Source organism: Halorubrum tibetense (assembly GCF_055396225.1).
Genome location: NZ_AP043742.1, coordinates 707,182 through 729,328 on the forward strand (window position 1 = coordinate 707,182; position 22,147 = coordinate 729,328).

The following is a 22,147-nucleotide window of genomic DNA, read 5'->3' on the forward strand; positions in this document are numbered from 1 at the left end:
TACCCACGTTACGTCGACAGCAACCACACTGCCGCCCCCGTCGCGACGATCCCGCCGAGCACGCCGAGCGTCGCGGGCACCGACAGCGTCGGCGAGAACACGGTCGCGAGCGCGAGCCCGACGCCAGCGAGCAGAACGCCGACCCCCGCGACCGTCGCGGTCCAGGTGAACCGCACGAGCTGGACGTCGCGTCCGGCGGCGTCGACGCCCACGTCGGCGGCGAGTCCGCTCCCGTAGACGCCCACGCGGTACGCGAACAGTCCCGCGCCGAGCGCGACGAACGCCGCGAGCGGGCCGTCGCGGAAGACCGCACGGACCCCGCCGCCGGGGTCGGTAGTCCCCGCGACGACGACGGCACCGAGGCCTAAGCCGAGCCCGACCGCCGTCCCCGCCGCTCGACCGTCCGCCGCGGAACCGGCACCAGCGTACCACCGGACGCCGAGCCCGACCGCCACCGCACACAGCGCCGTCGCGAGCAGTATCAGCGTGAGGAGGTCCGTGTCCGAGGCGCTCGGATCGACTCGCGATCCGACCGTCACGAGGAGCGTCGTGCCGGCGATCGCGCCGGCGAGCGTCGGCACCGCCGCGTTGGCCGTGTCGTCCGCGGACCGCGACCCGTCGAGCCACGTCAGTCGAACGAAACCGGCGACCGCGGCACCGGCCGCGCCACAGACGGCGACCGTCGCGAGCGTCCCACGGAGGAGGCCGCTCGTCGAGGCCGCCGCCGCGATCCACCCTACTGACGGAACGAACACGCCGAGGGCCGCGCTCACGAGGAGTGCGAGGACGACAACCACGCCGGCGCTCGCGATCAGTCGGACCAGCCCGCCTCTGAGCGTGCCCGCCCGCTCGCGGCGGGACGGGACGGTGAACGCCGCCGCCGGAACGGTCCTGACCGCGAGCGCGACGGCCCCGACCGCGAGCCCGACACCGAGAACCGGGTCGGCGACGCCGGACCGCTCGAGCGACCAGAACGCGTCGAACACCGACGGGACCGCCGTCCCGAGGCCACCGGCCGCGGAGACGACCGGGAGGAGGACGGCGGCGAGCCCGACGACGACCCCGACGACGACGCCCGCATCGCCCGCCCGGCGGACCGCGACCTCCGGGAGCCCTCCGGCGAAGGCGGCCACGAGTCCGCCGCCGACGAGCGCGGCTGCGAGCGCGAGCACCGCGGTGACGCCGCCGAGCTCGGAGGCGACGCCGACCCCCGCGACGAAACCCGCGAACCCGAGCGGGAGCGCCGCGGCCCCGAGCGCGACCCGGGCGTGACTCCCGGCGAACCAGCGGGCCGCGAGGCCGACGACGACCCCCGAGAGCCCGGTGAGCCCGACCGCGGGCTCGACGGTCGACAGCGCGACGAGGCCGACGACCGCGGCGAGCGCGACCGCCCACGCGGCCGTCGCCGGGAGGGTACGAGCGGTTCCGCGGCCGTCCGCGTCGTGTCCGGGGGCGTCCGTGTCGTGTCCGTGCCCGTCCGCGTCGCGCCCGGTTCCCGAGGCGTCGCGCCCGGTTCCCGAGGCGTCGCGCCCGGTTCCCTCAGTAGTGGATCGGCTCATCGGGCGCGGCCCTCCCCGACCGCCTCGCGCAACACGAGCGCGAGCGGCCGGTCGAGCTCCCAGTCCACGACGCGCGCGCCGGTCGACCGCGCCCGAGCCAGCCGGTTGTCCCGGGCGATCGACGCGATCCGCGCGGCGTCGTCGGTCCCCCCGCCAACGATGTCGGGCGAGACGACCCGGACCGCGTGGTTGCCGGCGCGCAGCCGCTCCGCGAGCCCGTCGAGCCCGTCGTCGACGAACGACGAGAACAGGTAGACGTGCGAGCTGCCTGACAGCGTCTCGGCGAGCACCTCGCCGGGAGTACCGTGGCGCGACCGCGCGATCGACTCGTCGGGGCGATCCCCGTCCCGAGCGGCCGATAAGAGGGCCCGGGTCCGCTCGCGCGTGGTCGCGTCCGTCCCCGGCGCGACGAACAGCGCGCCGCGGTCGTACAGGCAGACGACGCCGGACGGGTGGCCGGCGTCCGTCAGCGTCCGAACCGTCCGCTCGGCGGCGTCAGCCGACAGGGTCGCGGCGGGCAGCGAACTCCCGGCCGGCGTCCGGCGCTCGCTCCCGCGAACGTCGACGACGCAGACGACCTCGGTCGCGCGTTCCGCGCGGTACTCGACGGTTGCGAGCTCCCGCGTCCGCGCGTATCTCCGCCAGTCGACGGCGCGCATCGGGTCGCCCCGCTCGTACTCGCGGACGGCGTAGAACTCCACGCCGCTTCCCCCCTCGTCGGCGGGCACCTCGCCCGCGAAGTCGTTCGTGCCGCCGCCGAGCGGGACGTCGTCGACCGTCGGGACACACCGGAGCGTCACGTCGTCGTCGACCCTCGGACGCCAGGTCCGCTGGACGCTCCCGTCGAGGGGGCGAACCCGCAGCGTCGGCGCGGCGAACGTGTGGCTCCCGCGGCGCAGCGCCAGCTCGTACTCGATCGTCGCCGACTCGCCCGGATCGAGGCGGGTGGCGAGCCGAGGGGTACCGCCCACGACCGGCAGCTCCGCGGGGACGCCGTCGGCGACCCGGAGGTCAACGACCGGCCCGGAGCCGACGTTGTGAACCGTCGCCCGGACCGTCACCGTGTCGCCGGGGTCGCCGGAGACGGTCGAGCCGTCGGCACGCACCCCGTCGCCGGGCGTTCCAACCCGCCGGGTGAATCGGACGGGCCGGTCCGGGATCGGCCCGGGACGCCCGGACGCCTCGTCGTCGGCAGTACCGTCCCCCGGCGTGCCGTCGCTTGACGCGTCGTCTCCGACCCCTCCGCCGACCGCCGCGACGAACGCGAGCGGCACCAGCGCGGCGACCACGAGCGCCGGGCTCCCGACGAGCAGCCCGACCCCGACCAGCCCGAGCCCGAGCGCGGCGTACGTCCCGCCGTGTGCGATCGCTTCCACCTCGTCGCGCCCGCCGCCGGTTGCCGACCGGGTTTCGACGGCTGCGGGCACCTCATCACCCGCCCCGTCCGTCGCCTCGTCCCCCGTTCCGTCCGTCGCCTCGTCCCCCGTTCCGTCCATCGCCTCGTCCCCCGTTCCGTCGTCCATTCCGTCCGCCGCGTCTCCGGTGATCGACTCCGCTCGTGCCGACGCCGCGGGTCGTGAACGGGTCACGCGGCCACCTCCTCGGCTGCGGTTCCGGTCGTCTCGCCGACCGCATCCGCCCCGTCAGCGTCGCTCGATCCCCTCGCCCCTTCGGTCGCGTCCGCGGGGGTCGCCGCGGGGTCGAGCGCTTCGATGGCGGCGACCGTCCGACGGACCTGCCGGCGATACGATCGCCCGGGGTCGACCGTCGCACGGAGGCGTTCGTCGAACGGCAGCCGCGCCGCCTCGCCGAGGAAGCCTGCGGCGATCGGGTCATCGGTCCACTCGCCGGTCCGGACCGCCTCGCGCGCCGCCGCCGGCGAGAGCCCGTGACGAGCCTGAACGACTCGGGCTGCGCCCTCCGAGAGGTCGGCACGGATCGCCTCCGCTGAGCGCGTCGACGAACACCGGTATCGGGCGTCGCCGGCCCGAGCGAGCCGGTCGTCGACGTCCGACGCGACCCCGTCGTCGTTCACCCGCGGGTCGCCGTCGAGAGGGGGCGTCAGTGGGTCCCCGCCGGGCCGTCGCCACGAGCGGGCCGCCAGCCGAACCGCGTACGCGGCGAGCACGATCCCGCCCAGCGGCAAGAGGACGGCGAGCGCGTACAGCGGGCCCGCGAGCGCGACTCCCGGCGTCGGGAGGAACCCGCCGAGGAGGACCGTGAAGAGCGCCACGGCCGAGCCGACCGCCACGAGCCCGAACGAGACCCGGAAGGGGTCACGCGATCGGAACCACTCGTATGCGACGAGGAGCCGCCCCCCGACCCATCGGCCGAAGTCGATGAACAGCCGCCCGACGTGTTCGAGGAGGGCTCGCTCCCAGCTCATGGCGCTCCCCCCGCGGTGTCGGCGTCGTCTCCGGTGTCGGCGTCGTCTCCGGTGTTGGCGTCGTCCGCCGAGCCGTCGGCGTCGTCGCCTGCGGTGTCGCCGTCATCACCGGGCTCGTCGCCAAGGTCCGAGCCGTCCATCTCGTCACCGTCCGGATCGTCACCGTCCGGATCGTACGCGAGGAGGCCGGTGGCCGCGTCGTGCGCCCGGGCCGCCCGGTCCGGCGTCGGCGACCGCCCGCCGTACTCCACGTCGCGGAGCGTCGAGAGCAGCTCGTTCACGGCTCCGGACGGGTAACCCGCGTCGACCGCGCGACGGGCCACTTCACCCGGCGAGCGCGTCTCGCGTCGCCGAACTCCGAGCCGGTCACAGAACGCGTGCCAGGCGGCCCGGACCGTTCGCCGCGGCGACGAGGGTCCGAGCGGCTCGTCAGCGAGTGGGGCGCCCTCAGCGTCGTCGCCCGCGTCGTCGTCCGACGACCCACGGAGTCGGTCGATGCCGGAGCGAACGACCGATCCGACGCTCCCGCGTCTGGTGCCCGGCTCGGAACCAAGCGAGGGCAGCGAGGGCAACGAAGCGAGCGAGGCGAACCCGGCGAGAACGCCGCCGAGCGCCGCCCCGATCGAGCGGCCAAGCCCGGACGGAACCCGGATCCGGGGCCACGAGAACGACGGGAGAGAGACCGACGGCATGCGGGCGAGCGACGCCAGCGTGTCGAACAGCTCGGCCAACCCGACGAACAGGACGGCGAACTCGTTGCCGGGCTCGTGGTCGTACCGGCGAGCGAGCCGCAGGTACGTCACGCTCCCGCCGATCAGGAGTCCTGGGACGACGACGAGCACCGCGGTCAGCCGGAGGTAGAGGTTCCCGACGGTCGCGGTCGCGGTCTCGCCGCCGGCCGTCGCCACCACCGTCGCCTCGTCGTCGAGGGGGAGCCACAGGCGGGCGTGGCCGCCGTCGTCCGTCGTCGCCGTGCTCGCCCCGTCGATCGTCGCGGCGTCCCCGTCGTCCATCGCGTCCAGCACCGCCGCCTCGTCACCCCCGACGACCGCCACGGTCGCGTTCGGGACCCCACCGCCGTCGGCGGTGACCCGAACCGGCGCGAGCGACCCGGGAACCAACAGGGGCGAGTCGAACGACACCTCGGGGGCCGCGATCGCCACCGTCTCCGTCCCGGCGATCGGGTCGCGCTCGACCGTTACGGTCGCCTCACCGACCTCGCGCGGGAGAGTGATCCTCGCGCGGCCGTCGTCGCCGGTCGTCGCGACCGGCTCCCCGTCGACGGAGACGGTCGCGTCCCGGAGTGGGGTCGAACCGACCGCGGCGGACAGCTCCCGCTCCGCGCCCGGGGCGGCCGAGCCGTGGAGCCGGACGGTCGCGTCAGTTCGGACGTCGAACGTCGCGGAGAGGTCGCGCTCCGGCACCTCGACGGTCATCGTCTCCGCGTGTGGCACTGGCACCCCGCTCACGCGACCGAACGGGCTCGGCTCCCCGACCGCCTCCCCGTTCACCTCCATCGTGGGGGGGTCGAAGTGACTGATTCCGTCGGAGTTGACGATCTCGACGGTCACCTCGTTGCCGGGTTCGAGCGCGCCGTCCACCGTGATCCCGTTGTTCGCGCCGCCGGTGTCGCTGCCGTCTCCGGAGCCGTCAGCACTGCTCTCGTCGTCCGTCTCCCCTCCGTCCGACTCGCCGTCGACCGCCTCGGCCGGCGTCGGCTCGGAGACGATCGACTCCCAGTCGCCCGCCGACGCGGAGCCGCCGCCTCCGGGCGCGTCGAGCCGCGGGTCGGCCGCCGGAAGCGCGCTCGCGACCGCGAGCAGACAGCCGACACACGCGAGCACGACCACCAGCCGTCGCCGCCGGTTCACGACGCCACCTCCAGTTCGGCCGCGAGCCGCTGGAGCCGCCGAACTCGTTCCCCGACAGCGGGGTGCGTACCGGTCGCAGCGCCGTCACCACCCCCGGCGATCGGCCCCGAGGTCCCGTCCTGCCACGCACGGATCCACTCGCTTCGGTCCCCGCGATCCGGATCCGACGCGCGACCCGGACGATCCGGACGACCCGAATCCGACGCGCGGCCCGTACACGTCGATCCGCTCATATGGTCGTCGCCTCCGTCGTCCGTGCTCGTACCGCCGTCCGTGTCCGCAACTCCGCCGCCGCCCGCGCCGCCCGCGCCGCCCCCGCCGCCGTCAGCCGCGACGCCCCGGCCCGGGACGGTGCGCCCGGGGCCGGTCACGATCGGTGCCGGGACCACACAGAGCGCCCGGGTCCGGGCGGTTCGGAGGTCCGTCTCCGGCGTCGGGGCCTTGTTCGAGAGCGTCGCGAGCGCCGTGGCGAGCGCGAGCGGATCGCCGGTCAGCCGCGCACCGGCCTCGTCGGCCGCCAGCTCGCGGGCGTGTGACAGCGTCCGCGTCGCGCGGTCGGCCCCGGTCGCGAACAGCCACAACAGCGGGGAGACGAACGCGTACGTCAACAGCGTGAGCGGGAGGAGCCACTGGAGGGCGATCCCGCCACGTCCCGACCGGGCCTCGGGGTCACGGATCGCCCGAGGGACGAGCCGCGCGGCGTGGTAGCCGCGGTCGGCGATCTCGAAGAACAGCGTCGTGAGCGTCATCAGCGTCACGTCCCGGTTCGCGACGTGTGCCACCTCGTGGGCGAGCACGGCCTCGATCTCGTCGTCGTCGAGGGCGTCGACGAGCCCGGTCGTGACGACGATCGTCGCGTCGGTGAGCCGACCGACCGTGTAACACGTCGGGGTGTCGTCGTCGATAAGGTGGACATCGGGAGGTGGCACGTCGGCACCCATCGCCAGCCGTCTGACCGTCGACGCGAGCGCGTCGTCGGCGTCGCCACCCGCCGTTCCCGCCAACACGCGCCGGTAGCCGTAGTACGCCTGTGCTACGAGGAACCCGACGACGAGCACCGCGAGCGTCGGGAGCGACACCGGCAGCTGGAGGAACTCGAACCCGACGGCCCCTTGCTGGAGGAAGACGAACGTGCCGGCGACGACGCCGGGAACGAGCACGCCGTACGCCCACAGCAGGGTCACGACGAGGAGGGCGTTCAGACCGATGAGCGCTGCGAGCACCGCAGCGATCCGCACGCGGAGGGACATGGAGGGCTTCAGTAGCAAGACGAGCGTCTCCAAACAAAAGCGTTCGGGGACGATCGGGGCCGGTTCGCGGACGAGCCGGGGCAATCCGGGGACGGGAGGGGGTTCACGGACTCGGTGGGAAGGTTCGCGGAAACGGAACCGTTTTACTTCCCGCCTAACACCGTCGAATCGATGCGAACACCGGGTGACGTGACGTGGAGCTGATCGACGACGACGGTGACCTCTTCGGGGTCGTGAACGTCGTCGACGCGCTGGTGATCCTCGTCGTGCTCGCGGTCGGCGTCGCCGGCGTCGCGCTCGTGTTCGGCGGCGACGAACCCGAGCCCGAACCGGAGCTCGACACGACGCACGCGACGCTCGATCTCGGCACCCAGCCCGGCTACGTCGTCGACGCCGTGAACGAGGGAGATACCTACAGCCCCGACGACGTCTCGACACTCACCGTCACCGACGTTCACGTGACGCCGCGCGGGAACGACGTGGGCGTGACCCTTCGCGTCGCGCTCGAAGGAGAAGTAGCGGAGGGGACGCTCACGTACGCGAACGCACCCCCGCGGCTCGGCCGTAGCCTCGACCTCGTGACCGACCGCTACGAGGTGAGCGGGCACGTCCGCGCGGTCGGGGACGGCGATGCGCTCACCCGCGACTCGACGCGGGTCGTAGTCCGTGACACCCTGCCGACGAGCGAGGCCGACGACGTGGCCGCCGGCGACGAGGTCCGGATCGCGGGCCGGACCGTGGCGACGGTCGAGGACGTCGCGGTGTACGCGACGAACGACCCCGACCACCGCCGGGTGTTCCTCGAAGCGACCGTCGACGCCCACCGCGAGGGAACCGACCGACGGTTCGCCGGCGTCCCCGTGCGGCGCGGACAGACGGTGTCGTTACCGACCGCCGACTACACCGTCGACGGGACGATAGCGCGCGTCGGCGAGCGCCTCGACGCCGGATCGGCGGCCGACAGGACCGTCACCCTCCGGATGGACGACGTCCGCGAGGACATGGCGGACGCCATCGAGCCCGGGATGGTCGAGCGCGCCGGCGACGACGAAGTTGCGCGCGTGACCGACGTGGAGACACGGCCGTCGATCATCATCGCGACCGGCGAGGACGGGAGCGTGAACGTCGTCGACCACCCGGTCGACCGCGACGTGACGGTCACGGCCGAACTGCGGGTGCGGGAAACGCCGTCCGGCCCGCGGTTCAAGGGTGAGGCGCTCCGTCAGGGGTCGACCGTCGTCCTCGACCTGGGGACTGTCACCGTGGAAGCGACCGTCGTCAGCGTCGGGGCGTGACCGCTCCGACCCCAGTCATATCCGCCGATCGCTCGCCAGTCCGCGCCGCCGGCGACCACAACCGGTTTCACCGACGACACGAACCAGTAGACGAATGACAGCGGAGGATCACGATCCGACGACCGGCGTCGACGACCCTCGACCCGACGGCGCGTCGAGCGGCGACGGCGCGAGTCGATCGGGCTCCCGGGCGGTCGCTAGCGCGCGGGGCGGCGCGACACGGGTACTGACGGCGGTCCGAGGCTCCGTCCTGTACAGGTGGCTCACGGCGGAGCCGGAGCCGGACGTGATCGTTATCGACCTCCGGGAGACCCGGACGGTCGGTCCCGTCCTCCGCGTCCTCGACCGAGTCGTCGCGAGCGTCGCCGCCGCGGCCGAGGGCTCCCGGTTCGTGGCCGCGGGTCGCCGCGTCGGCGACGGCGTGCGTGACGCGCCGCTCCGTGCGGCCGGGCTCGTCGCGTTCGCCGTGGGTGTCGTCGCGCTCGTCGTCGGCGCGGGCGCGCTCGGTGACCCCTCCGCCGTCCGACTCGGCGGGGGCGCGGTCCTCTGTGTCGTCGGCGTACTCGGGCTCCGGGACGACCGCGACTGGGAGACGCTTCGCGGGACGCGCCCCGTGGAACTCCTTCGACGGGCGTTCGAACCTCCGGAGCCGCCCGGCACGGACGCGACCGGCGAGAACACGGACGCGACCGACGCCCACGACGACCCGAACACGGTCGGTTCACACACGGACGCGGACACGACAGAGCCACGCGTCTCGGACCGCTAACCACGGCGAGGGAAGGGCCGATCGGAGGGGGTTGACCCCGATCCGTCCGTAGCTTTATTTCTACGCAGTATGTGAATAGAGATACACCGAGAATCACCATGGTCCACGACACGATCACCACGCACGCGCCGGAGCCAACGGCCACGCAGCGACACAGTGTCGTCGCGGGGCTCGTCGACGACACCGTCGAAACGGTCGCGGACCTCTACCCCCGGGGCCGAGCGGAGGAGATCGAGACCGCGCTCCGGGAGACGCATCTACCGGCATTACAGGAGGCCGGGTACATCGAGTGGGACCCCGAGACGGGCGAGATCGAGCCCGGGCCCAACTTCGAGGAGGCGGCCGCACACGTCGAAGACCTCCCCGCGCCGTCGATCGAGATGAAGTCCGGCTCGGCCGACGACTGAGACGGCGCGGACCTGGCGTTCCTCCAACGTCCGTCTCCGGCGACCCGACCCCGACCGCGCCGTTACTCGTCGGTGAACCGGTCACGTTCCGCGAGCGCGTCGTCGGAGCCGTATCGCTCGACGAGCGGCTTCGCCGCCTCGCCCAGCGCGCGCATACACGCCGCCGTCGAGACGTAGCCGAGCTCGTCGGCGACGGCCGCCCACGGACGGCCCTGTAACACCTTCCGGACGAACAGCCGTTCCTCTCGCGCGTCGAGGATCCCGTGGGCGTCGTCGCCAGCGTCCATCCTCCACGAGGCGTCGTCGCCAGCGTCCCCCCTCCACGAGGCGTTCTCGCGTGCGTCGCTCGCGCCGTCCGCCCCCTGTGCCGGTCCCGTGCCGCCGACCAGCGTCGCCATCGCGAGGTCACGGAACGCGCCGGGCGCGACGTCGTACATCCCCGGCCCGAACGACGCGGCGACGACCGCGCGCCACTCGGCGGGCGTGAGATCGACCGTGACCCGAGCCGGGCAGGCCGCGAGGACGCCGCGAACGACGTCCGGATCGACATCCCGGTGGGCGTCCGAGAGCGCGTCGCGCTCGCGGTCCCGCAGAGCGGCGGCGTGGCGGTCGAGCAGCGTCTCGCCCGCCGCCGTCTCCGGTCGAAGCATGAGCGCGGAGTGCTCGCCGGACGCGTCGTTTCGCGTCGTCGAGAGGTGGACGGCCCGATACCCCGCGCGCCGCCAGAACCGGAGGAGTCGAGGCGTCGCGCCGAACCCGACGGAGAAGTACGCCACCGTCCCGCGGAACTCCGCGTGGATCCGATCGAGCAAGCGGGACCCCAACCCCCGACCGCGGAGCGCGTGGTGTGTGGCGATCCGGACGGTACGGAGGCCGTGGGAGTCGGCCGCGGTCTCATCGCGGAGCTGGCTCGTGAGCACGTCCGGAACCATGTTGCCGCGGACGCGCTCGCCCTCGTACATCGCCGCGCGCGTCTCCGGAGGGAGCCCGCCCTCGTGGCCGAGCAGCGCGACGGCGACGACCCGCCCGTCGGCGGTGAGCGCCCGCGCTTCGAGGTTGGGCGCGTCGAGCAGGCGCGCGAGGTCAGTCGGTTCGGTCCGGTAGTGTGCGGTGACCAGCAGGCCGAACGCCTCGCGCAATAACACCTCGTCGTCGACGAGCGCGTCCGGGTCGAGCCGACGATACGTGGCGTTCTCGGGAGTCGTTTCCGCGACCGCTTCCGGCACCGACGGGCGGGCGTCGAGCAGGAGCGCACGCGCGGCCCACGACTCGACCGGGTCGCCGGCGGCGTACCGGATCGGCTCATCGAGCCGGACGTCCCGGACCGAGAACTCGCTGTCCAGAAGCCGGTCGCGGAACCGCACCGAGAACCCGCGCCCGGCCCCCTCGTAGCCGTGGACCGTGGTACAGAACGCGACGGCCGGCGCGGCGAGGAAGCGTTCGAGCAGCCGAACCGGGAGCGCGGCCGCCTCGTCGACAACGACGCAGTCGGGCGACTCGGGGAGGTCCGCCGCGACCGCGGGCGAGGCGAATCGGACGCGGCCACCACCGGAAGCGCGGACGACGCGACCCGCCGCCCGGTCGGACTCGGGGGGGGACGCCCCCCGCTCGTCCGGGTCGGCCGTCGCGTCGGCCGCCGTGACGAGCTCGCGGGCGCGGGTAAACACCTCGGCCGCGTTCCGGAACGCCGGGGCGGTGACGAGCACGTCGTGTCCGGCGAGCGCTAGCGACCCCGCCGCGAGCCCGGCGGCACTGGACTTCCCCCGGCCGCGATCCGCCTCGACCACGACCGCGGACCCGGGCGAGGCGAGCGCCTCGAGCGCGGCGAGCGTGCGGGACTGGTCCCCGGTGAGACAGGCGTCGTAGGCGGCGTGGGGGAACGTCGCGTCCGGCGGCCGGGTCGGGGTCGAACGCGGTCCGGGGGGCGGCGGGTCGGTGAGCCCGTCGCGTTCGATCGCCGCTCCGGACGAGTCCGACGCCTCCGAATCGGCTGAGAGCCGGACGATCGCGACGCCGGGGTGCGTCCGGAGCGTCCCCACCAGCCGCTCACGGAACCGACCGGTGACGTCATCGAGGGTGAACGGGGGCACCGCGAGCGACTCGTCGAACCCGTCCCGTACGGCCGGCCAGTCATCGAGGTCGGGCGTCAAGAGGACGAGGAGTCCGCCGCCGTCGACGGCCCCGACCGCCCGGCCGAGCGCGTTCGGGACGAACTGCTCGTGACAGTCGAGGACGACGATATCTCGGGTGCGCCCGAGGAGCGCGTCGGTTCCTCGCGGGCTCACGCGTTCGAAACGGAACCCCTCGCGCGTGGAGACCATGGTGACCGACTCGTCGGCGACATCGGTGGCCTCGATGGCGTCGTACGCGGCGTCGACCCCGCGGTCGCGGTCACCGGCGAGGACGAGGACGCGCCGCTCGTTCGCCCGCTCGGCCTCCCGCCGGAGTTCCGTCGCCAACCCTGCGATCATCGCCGTTCCTTCCGCGGCGGGTCGGATGTGTCTTGCCCTCTACGGTCACACGCCCCGGACCGCACGCGTCGATCCCTAGCCGTCGGTCGCGGGCGGGAGGCTTACGACACCGGGGCCCGTTCCCCCGGATATGCCTACGGTCACGCTCATCGGCTCGCGGCTCGCGGACGCGGGTCGCGAGTTCGTCTATCAGGGGGAGTCGCCCGACTGCGAGGGCTGTCCCTACCGGAGCCAATGTCTCAATCTCTCCGTCGGGACTCGATACCGGATCACGGACGTGCGCGAGAACGCACAGACGCTCGACTGTGCGGTCCACGACGCTGGCGTCCGGGCCGTCGAAGTCGAGCCCGCGCCGGTGCCCGCGAACGTTCCCTCGAAGGCCGCGTACGCGGGGAGCCTCGCGTCGCTCGCGGGGCCGTGCCCCCACACCGAGTGCCCCAGCCACGAGTACTGCGTCCCGGACGGGGCAGATTTCGACGACGAACGCCGGATCGACCGGGTGCTCGGTGAGCCCCCACACGACTACTGCGCGCTGGACCGGGAGCTGACGCTCGTCGAGTTCAAAGCGGAAGAGGAGTGAGTCGCCCCGACCGATCCTTATAACCCGGTGACCGCGTCGAGCGTGATCCGGATCGCGCGCTCGACGTTATCTTTCGCTTTCTCGGGGAGCTCGTCGTCGGAGTCCGCCCCCTTCTGTGAGCCGGCGACGAGGTTGCCGTCGACGGTGCAGATCGCGCCCGCGGCGAGCCCCTTGCGACGGGCCAGCGAGAACAGCGTCGCGGCCTCCATCTCGATCGCGAGCAGGTTCGCGTCGTTCCAGTCCGCGACGTACTCCTCGCTCTCGTTATAAAAGGCGTCGTCGGAGACGATCGGTCCGACGTGGACGTCCTCGTCGTTCGCCTCCGCGCCGTCGACGAGGGACGACAGGACTTCGTAATCCGGAACCGCGGGGTACACCGCCGACTCGTAGCGCTTGCTCGTCCCCTCCTCTTTGGCCGCCCCCGTCGCCACGACCATGTCGCCGACCTCCATGTCCGCCTGGAGCGCGCCACAGGTGCCACACCGGAGGAACGTCTCGACGCCGACGCGCGAGAGTTCCTCGACGGCGATGGCCGCCGAGGGGCAGCCGATCCCGGTCGAGCAGATCGTGAGGTCGACGCCCTCGTAGGTCGCGTTGACGACGCGGTACTCGCGGTTCTCCGCGACGAGCTCGCTGTCGTCACAGAGGTCCGCGATGCGGTCGACCCGGCCCGGGTCGCCGGGAACGATCGCGATCTCGTGGACGTCGCCCTCCTCGATCAGCAGATGCGGCTGTTTCGCCATACGCCCCGAGAGCACCGCCGCGCGCAAAAACGACCCGGTAGCGGGCCGAAGGACTACGGATGGCTCGCGAACCGGATGAAGAGAATTCATATAGCAATGAGAGGTTTATGCATTCGATCTTGTTGGATGGTTGAGACTAGAGTGGGATTCTGATCAGGACTACCAGTATCTGTTTTCTGAATCTCCTCCGTATATCGTGTGTAAGTTAGCGTTGAATTAGTGGTTAATTAAAGTCAGTTAGTTTGCGCATCTACTTAACGATGACACCAGTAAGAACGATTGAGGGTGTCATAGAACAGTTCGCACACCCAGCTGTGGCTCCCCGACAACGGTAAGTACAGACGAACGCTGTATCACATTGTGCCGTAATCTACTCAGTATCTGTCAGGAACAAGCTGCTGAATATAGAGGATGCAGTCAGCACGAGAACTGCGTTATTTTCCCCAACTGAATTCTGAATAAGCCGATAGAGTGTGCTTGCGAACTCAGCGTTGGTCTTATATACTCCTTTCAGGTAGTCGTCGATATGTTGTTTCCGGAGGAGATCGAAACGGAACGTCTCCATTTGCGACGGCTCTGCCACGAGACAGTTGATGCCTTCGAATACTATGAATTGTGTTCTCACCACGAATCAGGAATCGAGGAAGTAACAGAGTACCTCCCATGGGGTCCTCATAACACTGTGAAGGAAACGGCGGACTACCTCTCTGAACTCGAATCCAAGTGGGAAGACGGAACACGGGCAGAGTATGTCATTCAACCAGAGGAGGGTGAACCGGGGGCTGGCGAAATCGCTGGGTCGGGCGGCCTCATCATCGACTGGGAAACCCGAACAGGGAAACCTGCGATTTGGCTTCGCAAGCAGTTCTGGGGTAACGGATACTCCGGTGAACGGGCAGATGCGATGCTCGAACTGGCCTTCGAGCGTCTCGACCTCGACCTCGTCGCCGTTCCTGTACAGGACGGCAACGATAGGTCGCGGGCGGCGGTGGAGAAGTACATTTCTGCGCACGGTGGTCAGTACGACGGCGTCATCCGCAACTCGACAGTTCGGCCTGACGGAACGATAATCGCCCATCACCGATACACAGTTACACAAAACCAGTATCGAGAGTCAACACCCGATACGTAGGTCGTTTGTACTGACCGATCACTCTCTCACGTAGATCGGCCTCGGTTCGCACCACATTCGCGCCCTGTATCTTGCACGGCCATTAGAACACATCTCTGAGCTGGTAGAAATCCTAACGGTCGATTTGCAGGCGTAGTGAACGGATAGTTTACCCTATCTGGGGCGAAAGAAACGCCATGCGAATCGTTCTATGACACCCTGACGATTAGTAAATGGGATTTCAACAGGCCGCCGCTAATGTAGTTCTTCGATAAGCGCAGCAACCGCCTCGTCAACGAGATCCTTCTTAAGACGACCTTGCCAGAAGTCGATATCCGTGTGGTCGATTGATTGGACTCCCCATGGGACGATCCGGCTTTCATTCGGGACCCCACCACGAAGCCAACTCTCGTCGGGAATGTCGATCAGGCCGTCCATCCAGGATCTCGACGTTAGCGTGAGCGTCATATACTGCTCGCCGTAGAACGGACGGCCCTCGTGATTCGAGAGGATGAGCCAGGGTCGAGCGTCTTCTTCCCCCTTGAACGGATCATCCCCGTAGACGATATCGCCACGCTCGAAGATCGGTGTTTCTCCGTCGGTCACTGGTCGTCCTCGACGCTCGGATGCGGTTCCTCGGGTGCGTGTTCGCGCCAAGACTCTTTATTTTCTGGTACGTGTTTACCCCGAGGTCTCGACAGCCGGCACAGCGTGAGCCCGTGAGATAATCTTATTGTTGCTGACGACTCGACGAAGCTCTTCGTATGGATTGCGTCCCTGCTGGCGCCACGTCGCCAGCAGGGACAAGATCGTCTCGTGAACGAACATTCCTCGGTCATTACGGAGCGTTCCGATGATTTTCCGGAGAACCACTGGCTCACGAAGTGCGTTCTCTGCGGCATTGTTCGTCGGAGAGACCGCTGGCTCACCGACGAAGGTGAGCCAGTGGTCGAGACCTCCTTCGATCTTCCCGAGCAGTGTTGCCACTGGTCCGTCGGGTACTGACCGTTCAATCAGCGATTCAAGCTCTCTTCGCGCCACACGCTGGAGGTCTGCTCTCTCACGAGGGCTTGGGTCGCTCTCCAGCCGGGCCTGGAGAGCGACGTACACCTGTCTGAGAGCGTGGTAGATCGGTTCACCTTCTGCCTGCTTTTCGGCGGCGTCTTCAGCCTCTCGAAGAATGTGCGCCCAACACCGCTGGAGGTTGCTGCTGAAAGCTGGGTACGCCGTCCACCCGTCACAGATGACCGTTCCCGCGAAGTCCTCACCGAGGACTTCCGCGGGAACATCACTCCCACGACTCTCTCTCACCGCGTATAACGTATGCTGAGCGGTCTTGAACGTCCAGATCCATGCCTGCTCACCGTCACGTTTGATGCCTGTTTCGTCGATATGAACCACGTCGGCATCTCGGATCTCTTGACGGATCTGCTCGTACTCACAGCGACCGGCGCGCGCAGCGCGCTCGGTCGCGTGCCACGCAGATGCACCCGAGAGTTTGAGTCCATGCAGCTGCTCGAAGCGGTCAGCGATCTTCCGGTAGGGAAGGCGGTGATCGTACCGTGACAGAGCTGATTGAGCGATGACGTTCACCCCGAACTGCCCCTCATCGGGGCAGTCGGGGTGAGCCGCAACTGTCTCTGTTCCACAGGAATCGCACTGGTAGTAGTGGCGGTTGTACCGAGTGATTTCTGGGGGCTGCGGATCAGGGATCTCCTCGACGAGTCGGGGGCTGACGCCCACCGACTCGTCGAAGTGGTCGCCACACTCAGGACAACAGTCACAGGTGACTTCGATTTCTTCGTCGGGATCAGCTGTAGAACGCCACTCCGGATCGTGACCGTCCTTCCGACCGGGAGTGCCGCCGTCAGTTCGGACATCGTCATCTTCGTCATCCTGCGAGGTCGGGGACTCGTCGGTCCCCGACCGTCGCTTGCTGGGTGGAGTGTGTGGATTTTCGTACTTTCGGAGGCGTGTTTCGAGTTCTTCGATCCGCTCTTGCTGCTGCTCTATTCGTTCGTTCTGTTCCTCGATCCGCTCATTTTTCTGGTTGAGCTTTTCTTCCAACTCGTTGATTCGCTCCTCCATCTGGAGAAACCGCGAGAGAAGTTCATCCTTGGTGAGATCGTCCCAGCTCATCGATCCCACCTCGGAACGGCGACAGCAGGGCCAACGGGATGGTCTCCGCTGCTCGGAGACCATCCCTGAGAAGGCATTCCCGATTCCTGCTGACGGACCATGTGTCCCCCGCGTGTCTCTATCTACGAGACAGTGACGAAATCAGCCCGGGCTAAACACGTACATTTTCTGTACCGAGTCGCCGGTTGAACAGGGCGGTCGCTCGCTCGTACCCATCGTATCCGTCAAGCCGCTCGGCGTCGTCGGTTATCGCCCAGTACGTCGCTTTGTGTTCGACGAGGTCACGGCGCTTCAGTCTTGAAAGCGCGGTGCTGACCGCGCCCTCGTCGACGCCGATCTGAGAGGCAATTTCGCGGGCCTTGAACGCGCGGTCCTCGTTGGCGGCGAGAAATCCGAGGACCTGGTCCGGGACGGAGAGTTCCTCGAGCTCGTCCTCGCTCGTCTTCTCGAACGTATCCCGGTCGATAGACATCGTTGAGCGGGGATACGGTGTCGGCCGTGATGAGTGTTAGGTATGAAAACGACGAAAGTACTGAAAGGGGTACTTCGTGCAACGTCTCGAAACGGATCGAGGATCGTATCCATTGAGACGGCCAGTCTCAACTGCCGGATCCCGTCGAATCGGAGAAACTCGTCGAACCCGCAGTGAGAACGCCGCCACGGGGTTCCGCGGATATTTATATACTCATGACCGATGGACGGCGTATGAGCGAGGGAGTCGGCGGGGGTGGTGCGTTCCTGCCGGTGTTGGGAGCAGTGGTGGTGTCGTTCGCGGCGATCAGTCTCCTCTCGGCCGTGTTGTTCGACGTCAACTCGACGCAGGCCGTCCTGATCGGCGGGTTCGGCGCGGTCGTCGCCGCTGTCTCGGCGGCGGTAACGACGCGGCGGACGGCTGACGACTGAGGCGAGTGGGGCCGGGTCGACACTGCGCGCGTCAAGCGGGTGGCGGAGCGCCAGCAGGTGACTCGGGGTCGAACCGGTGGGTGGTCGGGTCGAACCGGGGGTAGTCAGCATCGAACCGATGGACCGTTATCGTGCGTGAGACGCGGTCGCGGAGATTTATAAGTGTCCGCGCCGGAACGTCGGCAATGGGCTTCAGTCACGACCGTCGGGGCCAGTCGGTCGTGGTCGGGACGGTGATCCTGTTCGGCTTCCTGATCATCGCGCTCTCCGTCTATCAGGTGCAGTTCGTGCCAGCGGAGAACAGCGAGATCGAGTTCGAACACAGCCAGCAGGTGGAGGGTGACTTCCAGGACCTGCGGAACGGAATCTTACAAGCCGGATCGACGGGAGCCGCGCAGTCACAACGAATCCGACTCGGAACGCGGTATCCACAGCGGACGTTCTTTTTAAATCCTCCAGCAGCGACGGGTGAGCTTAGAACGACCGAAGAACGAACCGACCTCGAGATCAGGAACGTCGAAATCGGTGACGACGCCGCAGACAACGTCAAAGAGTTCTGGAGTGACAGGGATCTTCGATTCGACACTCGTTCGATCCAGTATACACCGGGGTATAACGAGTTCAGAAACGGACCGAGACTCACCTACGAACACTCGGTCGTCGCCGCGGAGTTCCCGAACGATGCCGCGCTCTTTCGCTCCGGCCAGACGGTCGTCGGCGACGATCGGATCAGTCTGACGGCCTTGACAGGGGAGCTATCGGAGAGCGGGGTGGAACCGCGAAGTGTCGATCTGGGGGCAACGTCACAGGGGACACGGACGATTCCGATCAATGTCGATGACGAGACGAATATCGTCCTTCCAACGGCGACTGACAGTCCGAGTAATGTCGAAGAACAGTGGAATAATCGGCTGCCCGATGGAATAGAAGCCGAGGCTGACGGCAACGAAGACACCGTAACCATCTCGTTTGATGAAGAAGGTGAATTCCGACTTCGGCTCGCCGAAGTCGCCGTCGACGATTCCGAAAGTGCTGACGCGAAATACGTCGTACGGGTTGGTCCGGAAAACGTCCCCAGCGGGGTTGATGTCGGCGTCGAAGTGAGAGATACGTATAATAATCCGGTTTCAGATGAGCGCGTTTATTTCGGAGATCCTGACGGAAATGAGACTGAGGCGCTAACAGATGACGAAGGGAGGGCTTTCTTCAGTACGAGCGACTCCGGGACGTACAACGCGTCGATTAACGGTAGTGAAGATGGGGACCCACACTACGAATCAGTGGATTTCACTGTCAGTTCCGCCGGATCGGGTGGCGAAACGAATCGGACGTATACTGTCTCGTGGGATGGCGGTAACCCCGGTACAATACCAATCGACAGTGAGACGGAGATAAATGGTACTGTAAAAAGCAACAATGAACCGCTGACTAACGCTACCGTAGACTTTGCGACGAACTCTTCGATAGCGACATTCCAAGGTGAGAACAACACGTCCACAACGACTGTTGAGGGCAATTTCACAACCAACGTCAGTACCGGATCAGAAGAGGGTAATGTGACGTTGTTTGCGGCATCTGGTGATGACATTGATTCGACAACAGTAACGATCAAAGACCGCGTGGTTGAGGAAGTCGTGATCGATCCCGATGAGGATCAGACGATCACGTCCGGCGATGATATTGACTTCAGCGCGGAAGCGCTGGACGCTGACGGAAATGTTATCGAGGACGATGATGGTGCCTTCGACTGGGACGCCGAGGGCGGTACGATTGACAGTGAGGGACTCTTCACGGAGACTGAGGCCGGTGAGTACGATGTGACCGCCGAATTCGACGGTGTGGCATCGTCACCGACGACAGTGACGGTTGAGGAACCCACTCCCTTTGGCGTGTTTGCCCAAGCTGAAGATGAGTTCGGGGGGCAGGACGAGCTCGACGCGGCGTTCGACGTATCCGGAAATACGGAAACATATGATTTCCAGGTCACTGCGTTCAGATCCGGCGATACGCAGGGGGGAACCGTGACAATTGATGGAGAATCTTATGATCTCACAAACGGCGCGGCTCAGCAGTTTGTCAGGAACAACGAGGAGATCGATCTCTTGGATCCCAACACGTATCAGGGCCTCTCACAGACTGACGAAGAGCGTCTTGAGGAGATCAGTCGAGACTTGAGCGATCAGTCGACCGTGTCCAATCTTACGAATACTGGAGACGTTAAACTGTTACTACCGGATATAAGGGAACAATAACCGATCATTCCACGATCGACGAAACCGGCATCGACACACCAATAAGCCCAGTCCATGAAGGACCGTGTATGACCGCAGTGGGGATCGACGCCATCGAGATCCGATCCGGCAAGCTCAAGCTCGACTTACCGAACACGTTCGCGCCGCAGAAGGGTGACGACCCCGAGAAGTACACGAAGGGGTTGGGACTCCAGAACTCCTCGTTCCCGGACGTCTACGAGGACATCGTCACGATGGGCGCGAACGCCGCGAAGCGCCTGATGGACCGCAAGGGGCTCGAACCGGCTGACATCGGCCGGATCGACGTCGCCACCGAGTCCGCGTTCGACCACTCGAAACCGGTTTCGACGTACATCGCGGGCTGTCTGGAGAAGGTGTACGACGGCGACTTCCGCCACGCTAACAAGGGCGAGCGTAAGTTCGCCTGCGTCGCGGGCACCCAAGCGGTCGACGACGCGTACAACTGGATCCAGGCGGGCCGACACCGCGACCGCGCAGCGCTCGTGATCGCGACCGACACCGCGCTGTACGCCCGCGGCGACCCCGGCGAGGCGACCCAGGGCGCGGGCGCAGTCGCGATGCTGATCGACGAGGATCCCGATCTCGTCGAGCTGTCGACGCATCAGGGGTACGGCTCGATGGACGAGACGGACTTCCTCAAGCCGAACCAGCAGTTCCCCAGCGTCGACGGGAAGCGGTCGATGCAGGTGTACCTCTCGCGGATGCGCGAGGCGTTGGAGGACTACGAGTCGGTGTCGGGGAAGATCCACCTCGACGACTTCGCGTACGCCCCGTTCCACACCCCGTTCCCGGGAATGGTCCGGAAGGCGGCGTTGCTCGCGTACCGACACGTCATCCGCGACACCGAACACGAGGACGCGCTGGCCGACGCGATCGGTCGCCAGCCTCGCGAGGAGGAGTACGAGGACCGCGAGGCGTACGAGGAGGCGATCCGCGAGTACATGGACGCGCTGAAGACGACCGAGGAGTACGGCGCGTGGTACGACGAGGTCGTCGAGCCGACGCTCGGACTCTCCCGGGAGGTCGGCAATTGGTACACCGGCTCGGTTCACATCGCCCGTGCGAGCGCCCTTCGGGACGCGCTCGACCGCGAGGGTGAGTTCGTCGGGGAGACCCTACTGGTCGCCTCGTACGGCTCCGGCGCACAGGCGGAGATCCACGCCGAGACGCTACAGGAGGGGTGGCGGGCGGAGATCGAGGCGCTCGACATCGACGACCAGCTCGACGCCCGGTACGACCTCTCGTGGGACGAGTACGAGGACGTCCACGACGTCCACGAGTACGACAAGGACCTCGACCGCGAGATCGAGGAGTTCACCGCGCCCGACGGCGAGTTCGTTTTCACCGGGTGGGGCCGGATGAACGAGCGGAAGTACGAGTACGTCGAGTAACTCGGCCGGCGGCGATCGCAGTGCCGAGTGACGATCACGGTGGCCGAGTGACGATCACAGTGGCCGAGTGACGATCACAGTGGCCGAGTGACGATCACAGTGCCGAGTGACGATCGCAGTGCCGAGTGACGATCGCAGTGCCGAGTGACGATCGCAGTGGACGAGTGACGATCACAGTGGACAAGCGACGATCGCGGTGGACAAGAACGGGTACCGGGACACACGCGGCGGGTAGCGGGCTCCCAGCGACAGGTGGTGGGGCGTGAGCGCGCCGCTCTCCCGTGAAAACCCGTCACACGACGCTTCTCGAAGACGATGGGTTTAAACGACGTTAGGGTGAATTCATCTCCAATGGTAACCATCTACGACGTGCCCGCCGACGCCCTGATCGAGGCGGTCGCGGCGCGACTCGAGGACCGGATCGACGAGCCCGACTGGGTGGCGTTCACCAAAACCGGCGCCGGTAAGGAGCTGCCGCCGGAGCAGGACGACTTCTGGTACGTTCGCTCGGCGAGCCTCCTCCGGAAGGTCGCCCAGAACGAGCCCGTCGGCATCGAACGACTCGCAACCGAGTACGGCTCGAAGAAGCGGGGTTCGAACCGCTACATCGTTCGTCCCGGTAGGCATGCCGGCGGCTCCCGGAAGCTCATCCGCGCGTCGCTGCAGGCCCTCGAGGAGGAAGGACTCGTCACGACCGCCGCCGGCGAGGGTCGCCGGGTCAGCGACGAGGGTGAAGCGTTCCTCTCGGAAGTCGCGAGCGAGGTCCTCGAGGATCTCGACCGTCCGGAACTCGAACGCTACGCGTAAACGACATTTCTCGCGGGTTTTCGCTCGACTGAGCCACTGCGCTACCGATCAGCAGTGCGGAACCCCAAGGCGTACCGATGGGTATCGCTACGGCCGTTGTACCGCTAATAAATTGTATATTGCAATATCAAATTATTTGAGTCGGTCACGAGCGGTCGACGATCTCAGCCCGCGGCGAGGTCCCATCACGGA

19 protein-coding genes are annotated in these 22,147 nt (G+C 67.5%); 9 read left to right on the forward strand and 10 right to left on the reverse strand.

Going from position 1 to position 22,147, the window contains the following annotated elements; translation table 11 throughout:
- Positions 1–8: 8 nt before the first annotated feature.
- The 5 genes from ACZ5TV_RS03505 to ACZ5TV_RS03525 are packed head-to-tail and all read right to left on the reverse strand — an operon-like array spanning position 9 to position 7,066.
- A complete protein-coding gene (locus ACZ5TV_RS03505) occupies positions 9–1,559 on the reverse strand; it encodes a hypothetical protein (protein ID WP_464384106.1) in 1,551 nt (516 codons plus the stop codon).
- Positions 1,556–3,148, reverse strand: coding sequence for a DUF58 domain-containing protein (locus ACZ5TV_RS03510; RefSeq protein WP_464384107.1), 1,593 nt, complete (start codon positions 3,146–3,148; stop codon positions 1,556–1,558). The genes ACZ5TV_RS03505 and ACZ5TV_RS03510 overlap by 4 nt, the downstream gene beginning before the upstream one ends.
- On the reverse strand, positions 3,145–3,945 hold the full coding sequence (locus tag ACZ5TV_RS03515; RefSeq protein ID WP_464384108.1) for a DUF7269 family protein: 801 nt from the start codon (positions 3,943–3,945) through the stop codon (positions 3,145–3,147). The genes ACZ5TV_RS03510 and ACZ5TV_RS03515 overlap by 4 nt, the downstream gene beginning before the upstream one ends.
- The gene (locus tag ACZ5TV_RS03520; protein WP_464384109.1) at positions 3,942–5,816 is read right to left on the reverse strand and encodes a DUF4129 domain-containing protein; all 1,875 of its coding nucleotides are present in this window, start codon (positions 5,814–5,816) and stop codon (positions 3,942–3,944) included. Before ACZ5TV_RS03520 ends, ACZ5TV_RS03515 begins: the two co-directional genes overlap by 4 nt.
- Positions 5,813–7,066 carry a M48 family metalloprotease gene (locus ACZ5TV_RS03525; protein WP_464384331.1) on the reverse strand — a complete coding sequence of 418 codons (1,254 nt, stop codon included), beginning with the start codon at positions 7,064–7,066 and terminating at the stop codon, positions 5,813–5,815. Before ACZ5TV_RS03525 ends, ACZ5TV_RS03520 begins: the two co-directional genes overlap by 4 nt.
- 194 nt (positions 7,067–7,260) lie before the next feature.
- On the opposite strand from ACZ5TV_RS03525, the gene ACZ5TV_RS03530 reads away from it, so the two are divergent.
- From ACZ5TV_RS03530 to ACZ5TV_RS03540, 3 genes are all read left to right on the forward strand, one after another.
- Positions 7,261–8,361: a DUF4330 family protein gene (locus ACZ5TV_RS03530; RefSeq protein ID WP_379783401.1), complete on the forward strand. Its 1,101-nt coding sequence runs from the start codon at positions 7,261–7,263 to the stop codon at positions 8,359–8,361.
- A gap of 94 nt (positions 8,362–8,455) precedes the next feature.
- Positions 8,456–9,130, forward strand: coding sequence for a hypothetical protein (locus tag ACZ5TV_RS03535; RefSeq protein WP_464384110.1), 675 nt, complete (start codon positions 8,456–8,458; stop codon positions 9,128–9,130).
- A gap of 98 nt (positions 9,131–9,228) precedes the next feature.
- The gene (locus ACZ5TV_RS03540; RefSeq protein ID WP_379783897.1) at positions 9,229–9,537 is read left to right on the forward strand and encodes a DUF7344 domain-containing protein; all 309 of its coding nucleotides are present in this window, start codon (positions 9,229–9,231) and stop codon (positions 9,535–9,537) included.
- Between the two features lie 62 nt (positions 9,538–9,599).
- Here ACZ5TV_RS03540 and tmcA read toward each other — a convergent pair whose 3' ends face one another.
- Positions 9,600–12,008: a tRNA(Met) cytidine acetyltransferase TmcA gene (gene tmcA / locus ACZ5TV_RS03545; protein WP_464384111.1), complete on the reverse strand. Its 2,409-nt coding sequence runs from the start codon at positions 12,006–12,008 to the stop codon at positions 9,600–9,602.
- Positions 12,009–12,138: 130 nt separating this feature from the next.
- Between tmcA and ACZ5TV_RS03550 the strand changes: the two genes are divergently transcribed.
- Complete coding sequence (locus ACZ5TV_RS03550; protein ID WP_379783332.1) at positions 12,139–12,588, forward strand: UPF0179 family protein; 450 nt, start codon at positions 12,139–12,141, stop codon at positions 12,586–12,588.
- A gap of 17 nt (positions 12,589–12,605) precedes the next feature.
- On the opposite strand, the gene ACZ5TV_RS03555 is transcribed toward ACZ5TV_RS03550, so the two are convergent.
- Positions 12,606–13,331: a nucleoside phosphorylase gene (locus ACZ5TV_RS03555; protein WP_379783334.1), complete on the reverse strand. Its 726-nt coding sequence runs from the start codon at positions 13,329–13,331 to the stop codon at positions 12,606–12,608.
- A gap of 526 nt (positions 13,332–13,857) precedes the next feature.
- Between ACZ5TV_RS03555 and ACZ5TV_RS03560 the strand changes: the two genes are divergently transcribed.
- Complete coding sequence (locus ACZ5TV_RS03560) at positions 13,858–14,463, forward strand: GNAT family N-acetyltransferase (RefSeq protein ID WP_379784054.1); 606 nt, start codon at positions 13,858–13,860, stop codon at positions 14,461–14,463.
- Positions 14,464–14,697: 234 nt separating this feature from the next.
- Here ACZ5TV_RS03560 and ACZ5TV_RS03565 read toward each other — a convergent pair whose 3' ends face one another.
- The 3 genes from ACZ5TV_RS03565 to ACZ5TV_RS03575 all read right to left on the reverse strand — a co-directional run bounded on the left by ACZ5TV_RS03565 (position 14,698) and on the right by ACZ5TV_RS03575 (position 17,053).
- A complete protein-coding gene (locus tag ACZ5TV_RS03565; protein ID WP_379784062.1) occupies positions 14,698–15,048 on the reverse strand; it encodes a type II toxin-antitoxin system PemK/MazF family toxin in 351 nt (116 codons plus the stop codon).
- Between the two features lie 75 nt (positions 15,049–15,123).
- Positions 15,124–16,581: an IS66 family transposase gene (tnpC, locus tag ACZ5TV_RS03570; RefSeq protein ID WP_464383947.1), complete on the reverse strand. Its 1,458-nt coding sequence runs from the start codon at positions 16,579–16,581 to the stop codon at positions 15,124–15,126.
- Positions 16,582–16,732: 151 nt separating this feature from the next.
- Positions 16,733–17,053 carry a MarR family transcriptional regulator gene (locus tag ACZ5TV_RS03575; RefSeq protein WP_379779137.1) on the reverse strand — a complete coding sequence of 107 codons (321 nt, stop codon included), beginning with the start codon at positions 17,051–17,053 and terminating at the stop codon, positions 16,733–16,735.
- Between the two features lie 233 nt (positions 17,054–17,286).
- Here ACZ5TV_RS03575 and ACZ5TV_RS03580 point away from each other — a divergent pair, with 233 nt between their 5' ends.
- From ACZ5TV_RS03580 to ACZ5TV_RS03595, 4 genes are all read left to right on the forward strand, one after another.
- Positions 17,287–17,484 carry a hypothetical protein gene (locus tag ACZ5TV_RS03580; protein ID WP_379779135.1) on the forward strand — a complete coding sequence of 66 codons (198 nt, stop codon included), beginning with the start codon at positions 17,287–17,289 and terminating at the stop codon, positions 17,482–17,484.
- 185 nt (positions 17,485–17,669) lie between these two features.
- Positions 17,670–19,736 (forward strand): hypothetical protein, encoded by a 2,067-nt coding sequence (locus ACZ5TV_RS03585; protein WP_379779133.1) that lies wholly within the window; start codon positions 17,670–17,672, stop codon positions 19,734–19,736.
- A 68-nt stretch (positions 19,737–19,804) separates the two neighbouring features.
- Entirely contained in the window at positions 19,805–21,148 is a 1,344-nt protein-coding gene (hmgB, locus tag ACZ5TV_RS03590; protein ID WP_379779131.1) for a hydroxymethylglutaryl-CoA synthase, read from the forward strand.
- A gap of 351 nt (positions 21,149–21,499) precedes the next feature.
- Positions 21,500–21,955: a 30S ribosomal protein S19e gene (locus ACZ5TV_RS03595; protein WP_379779129.1), complete on the forward strand. Its 456-nt coding sequence runs from the start codon at positions 21,500–21,502 to the stop codon at positions 21,953–21,955.
- Positions 21,956–22,147: the final 192 nt, after the last annotated feature.

Coding starts and splice junctions, on each gene's coding strand:
- ACZ5TV_RS03505 (WP_464384106.1), bottom strand. CDS start 1,559: ATGAGCCGATCCACTACTGAGGGAACCGGGCGCGACGCCTCGGGAACC.
- ACZ5TV_RS03515 (WP_464384108.1), bottom strand. CDS start 3,945: ATGAGCTGGGAGCGAGCCCTCCTCGAACACGTCGGGCGGCTGTTCATC.
- ACZ5TV_RS03525 (WP_464384331.1), bottom strand. CDS start 7,066: ATGTCCCTCCGCGTGCGGATCGCTGCGGTGCTCGCAGCGCTCATCGGT.
- ACZ5TV_RS03535 (WP_464384110.1), top strand. CDS start 8,456: ATGACAGCGGAGGATCACGATCCGACGACCGGCGTCGACGACCCTCGA.
- ACZ5TV_RS03540 (WP_379783897.1), top strand. CDS start 9,229: ATGGTCCACGACACGATCACCACGCACGCGCCGGAGCCAACGGCCACG.
- tmcA (WP_464384111.1), bottom strand. CDS start 12,008: ATGATCGCAGGGTTGGCGACGGAACTCCGGCGGGAGGCCGAGCGGGCG.
- ACZ5TV_RS03550 (WP_379783332.1), top strand. CDS start 12,139: ATGCCTACGGTCACGCTCATCGGCTCGCGGCTCGCGGACGCGGGTCGC.
- ACZ5TV_RS03555 (WP_379783334.1), bottom strand. CDS start 13,331: ATGGCGAAACAGCCGCATCTGCTGATCGAGGAGGGCGACGTCCACGAG.
- ACZ5TV_RS03560 (WP_379784054.1), top strand. CDS start 13,858: ATGTTGTTTCCGGAGGAGATCGAAACGGAACGTCTCCATTTGCGACGG.
- tnpC (WP_464383947.1), bottom strand. CDS start 16,581: ATGAGCTGGGACGATCTCACCAAGGATGAACTTCTCTCGCGGTTTCTC.
- ACZ5TV_RS03575 (WP_379779137.1), bottom strand. CDS start 17,053: ATGTCTATCGACCGGGATACGTTCGAGAAGACGAGCGAGGACGAGCTC.
- ACZ5TV_RS03580 (WP_379779135.1), top strand. CDS start 17,287: ATGAGCGAGGGAGTCGGCGGGGGTGGTGCGTTCCTGCCGGTGTTGGGA.
- ACZ5TV_RS03585 (WP_379779133.1), top strand. CDS start 17,670: ATGGGCTTCAGTCACGACCGTCGGGGCCAGTCGGTCGTGGTCGGGACG.
- hmgB (WP_379779131.1), top strand. CDS start 19,805: ATGACCGCAGTGGGGATCGACGCCATCGAGATCCGATCCGGCAAGCTC.
- ACZ5TV_RS03595 (WP_379779129.1), top strand. CDS start 21,500: ATGGTAACCATCTACGACGTGCCCGCCGACGCCCTGATCGAGGCGGTC.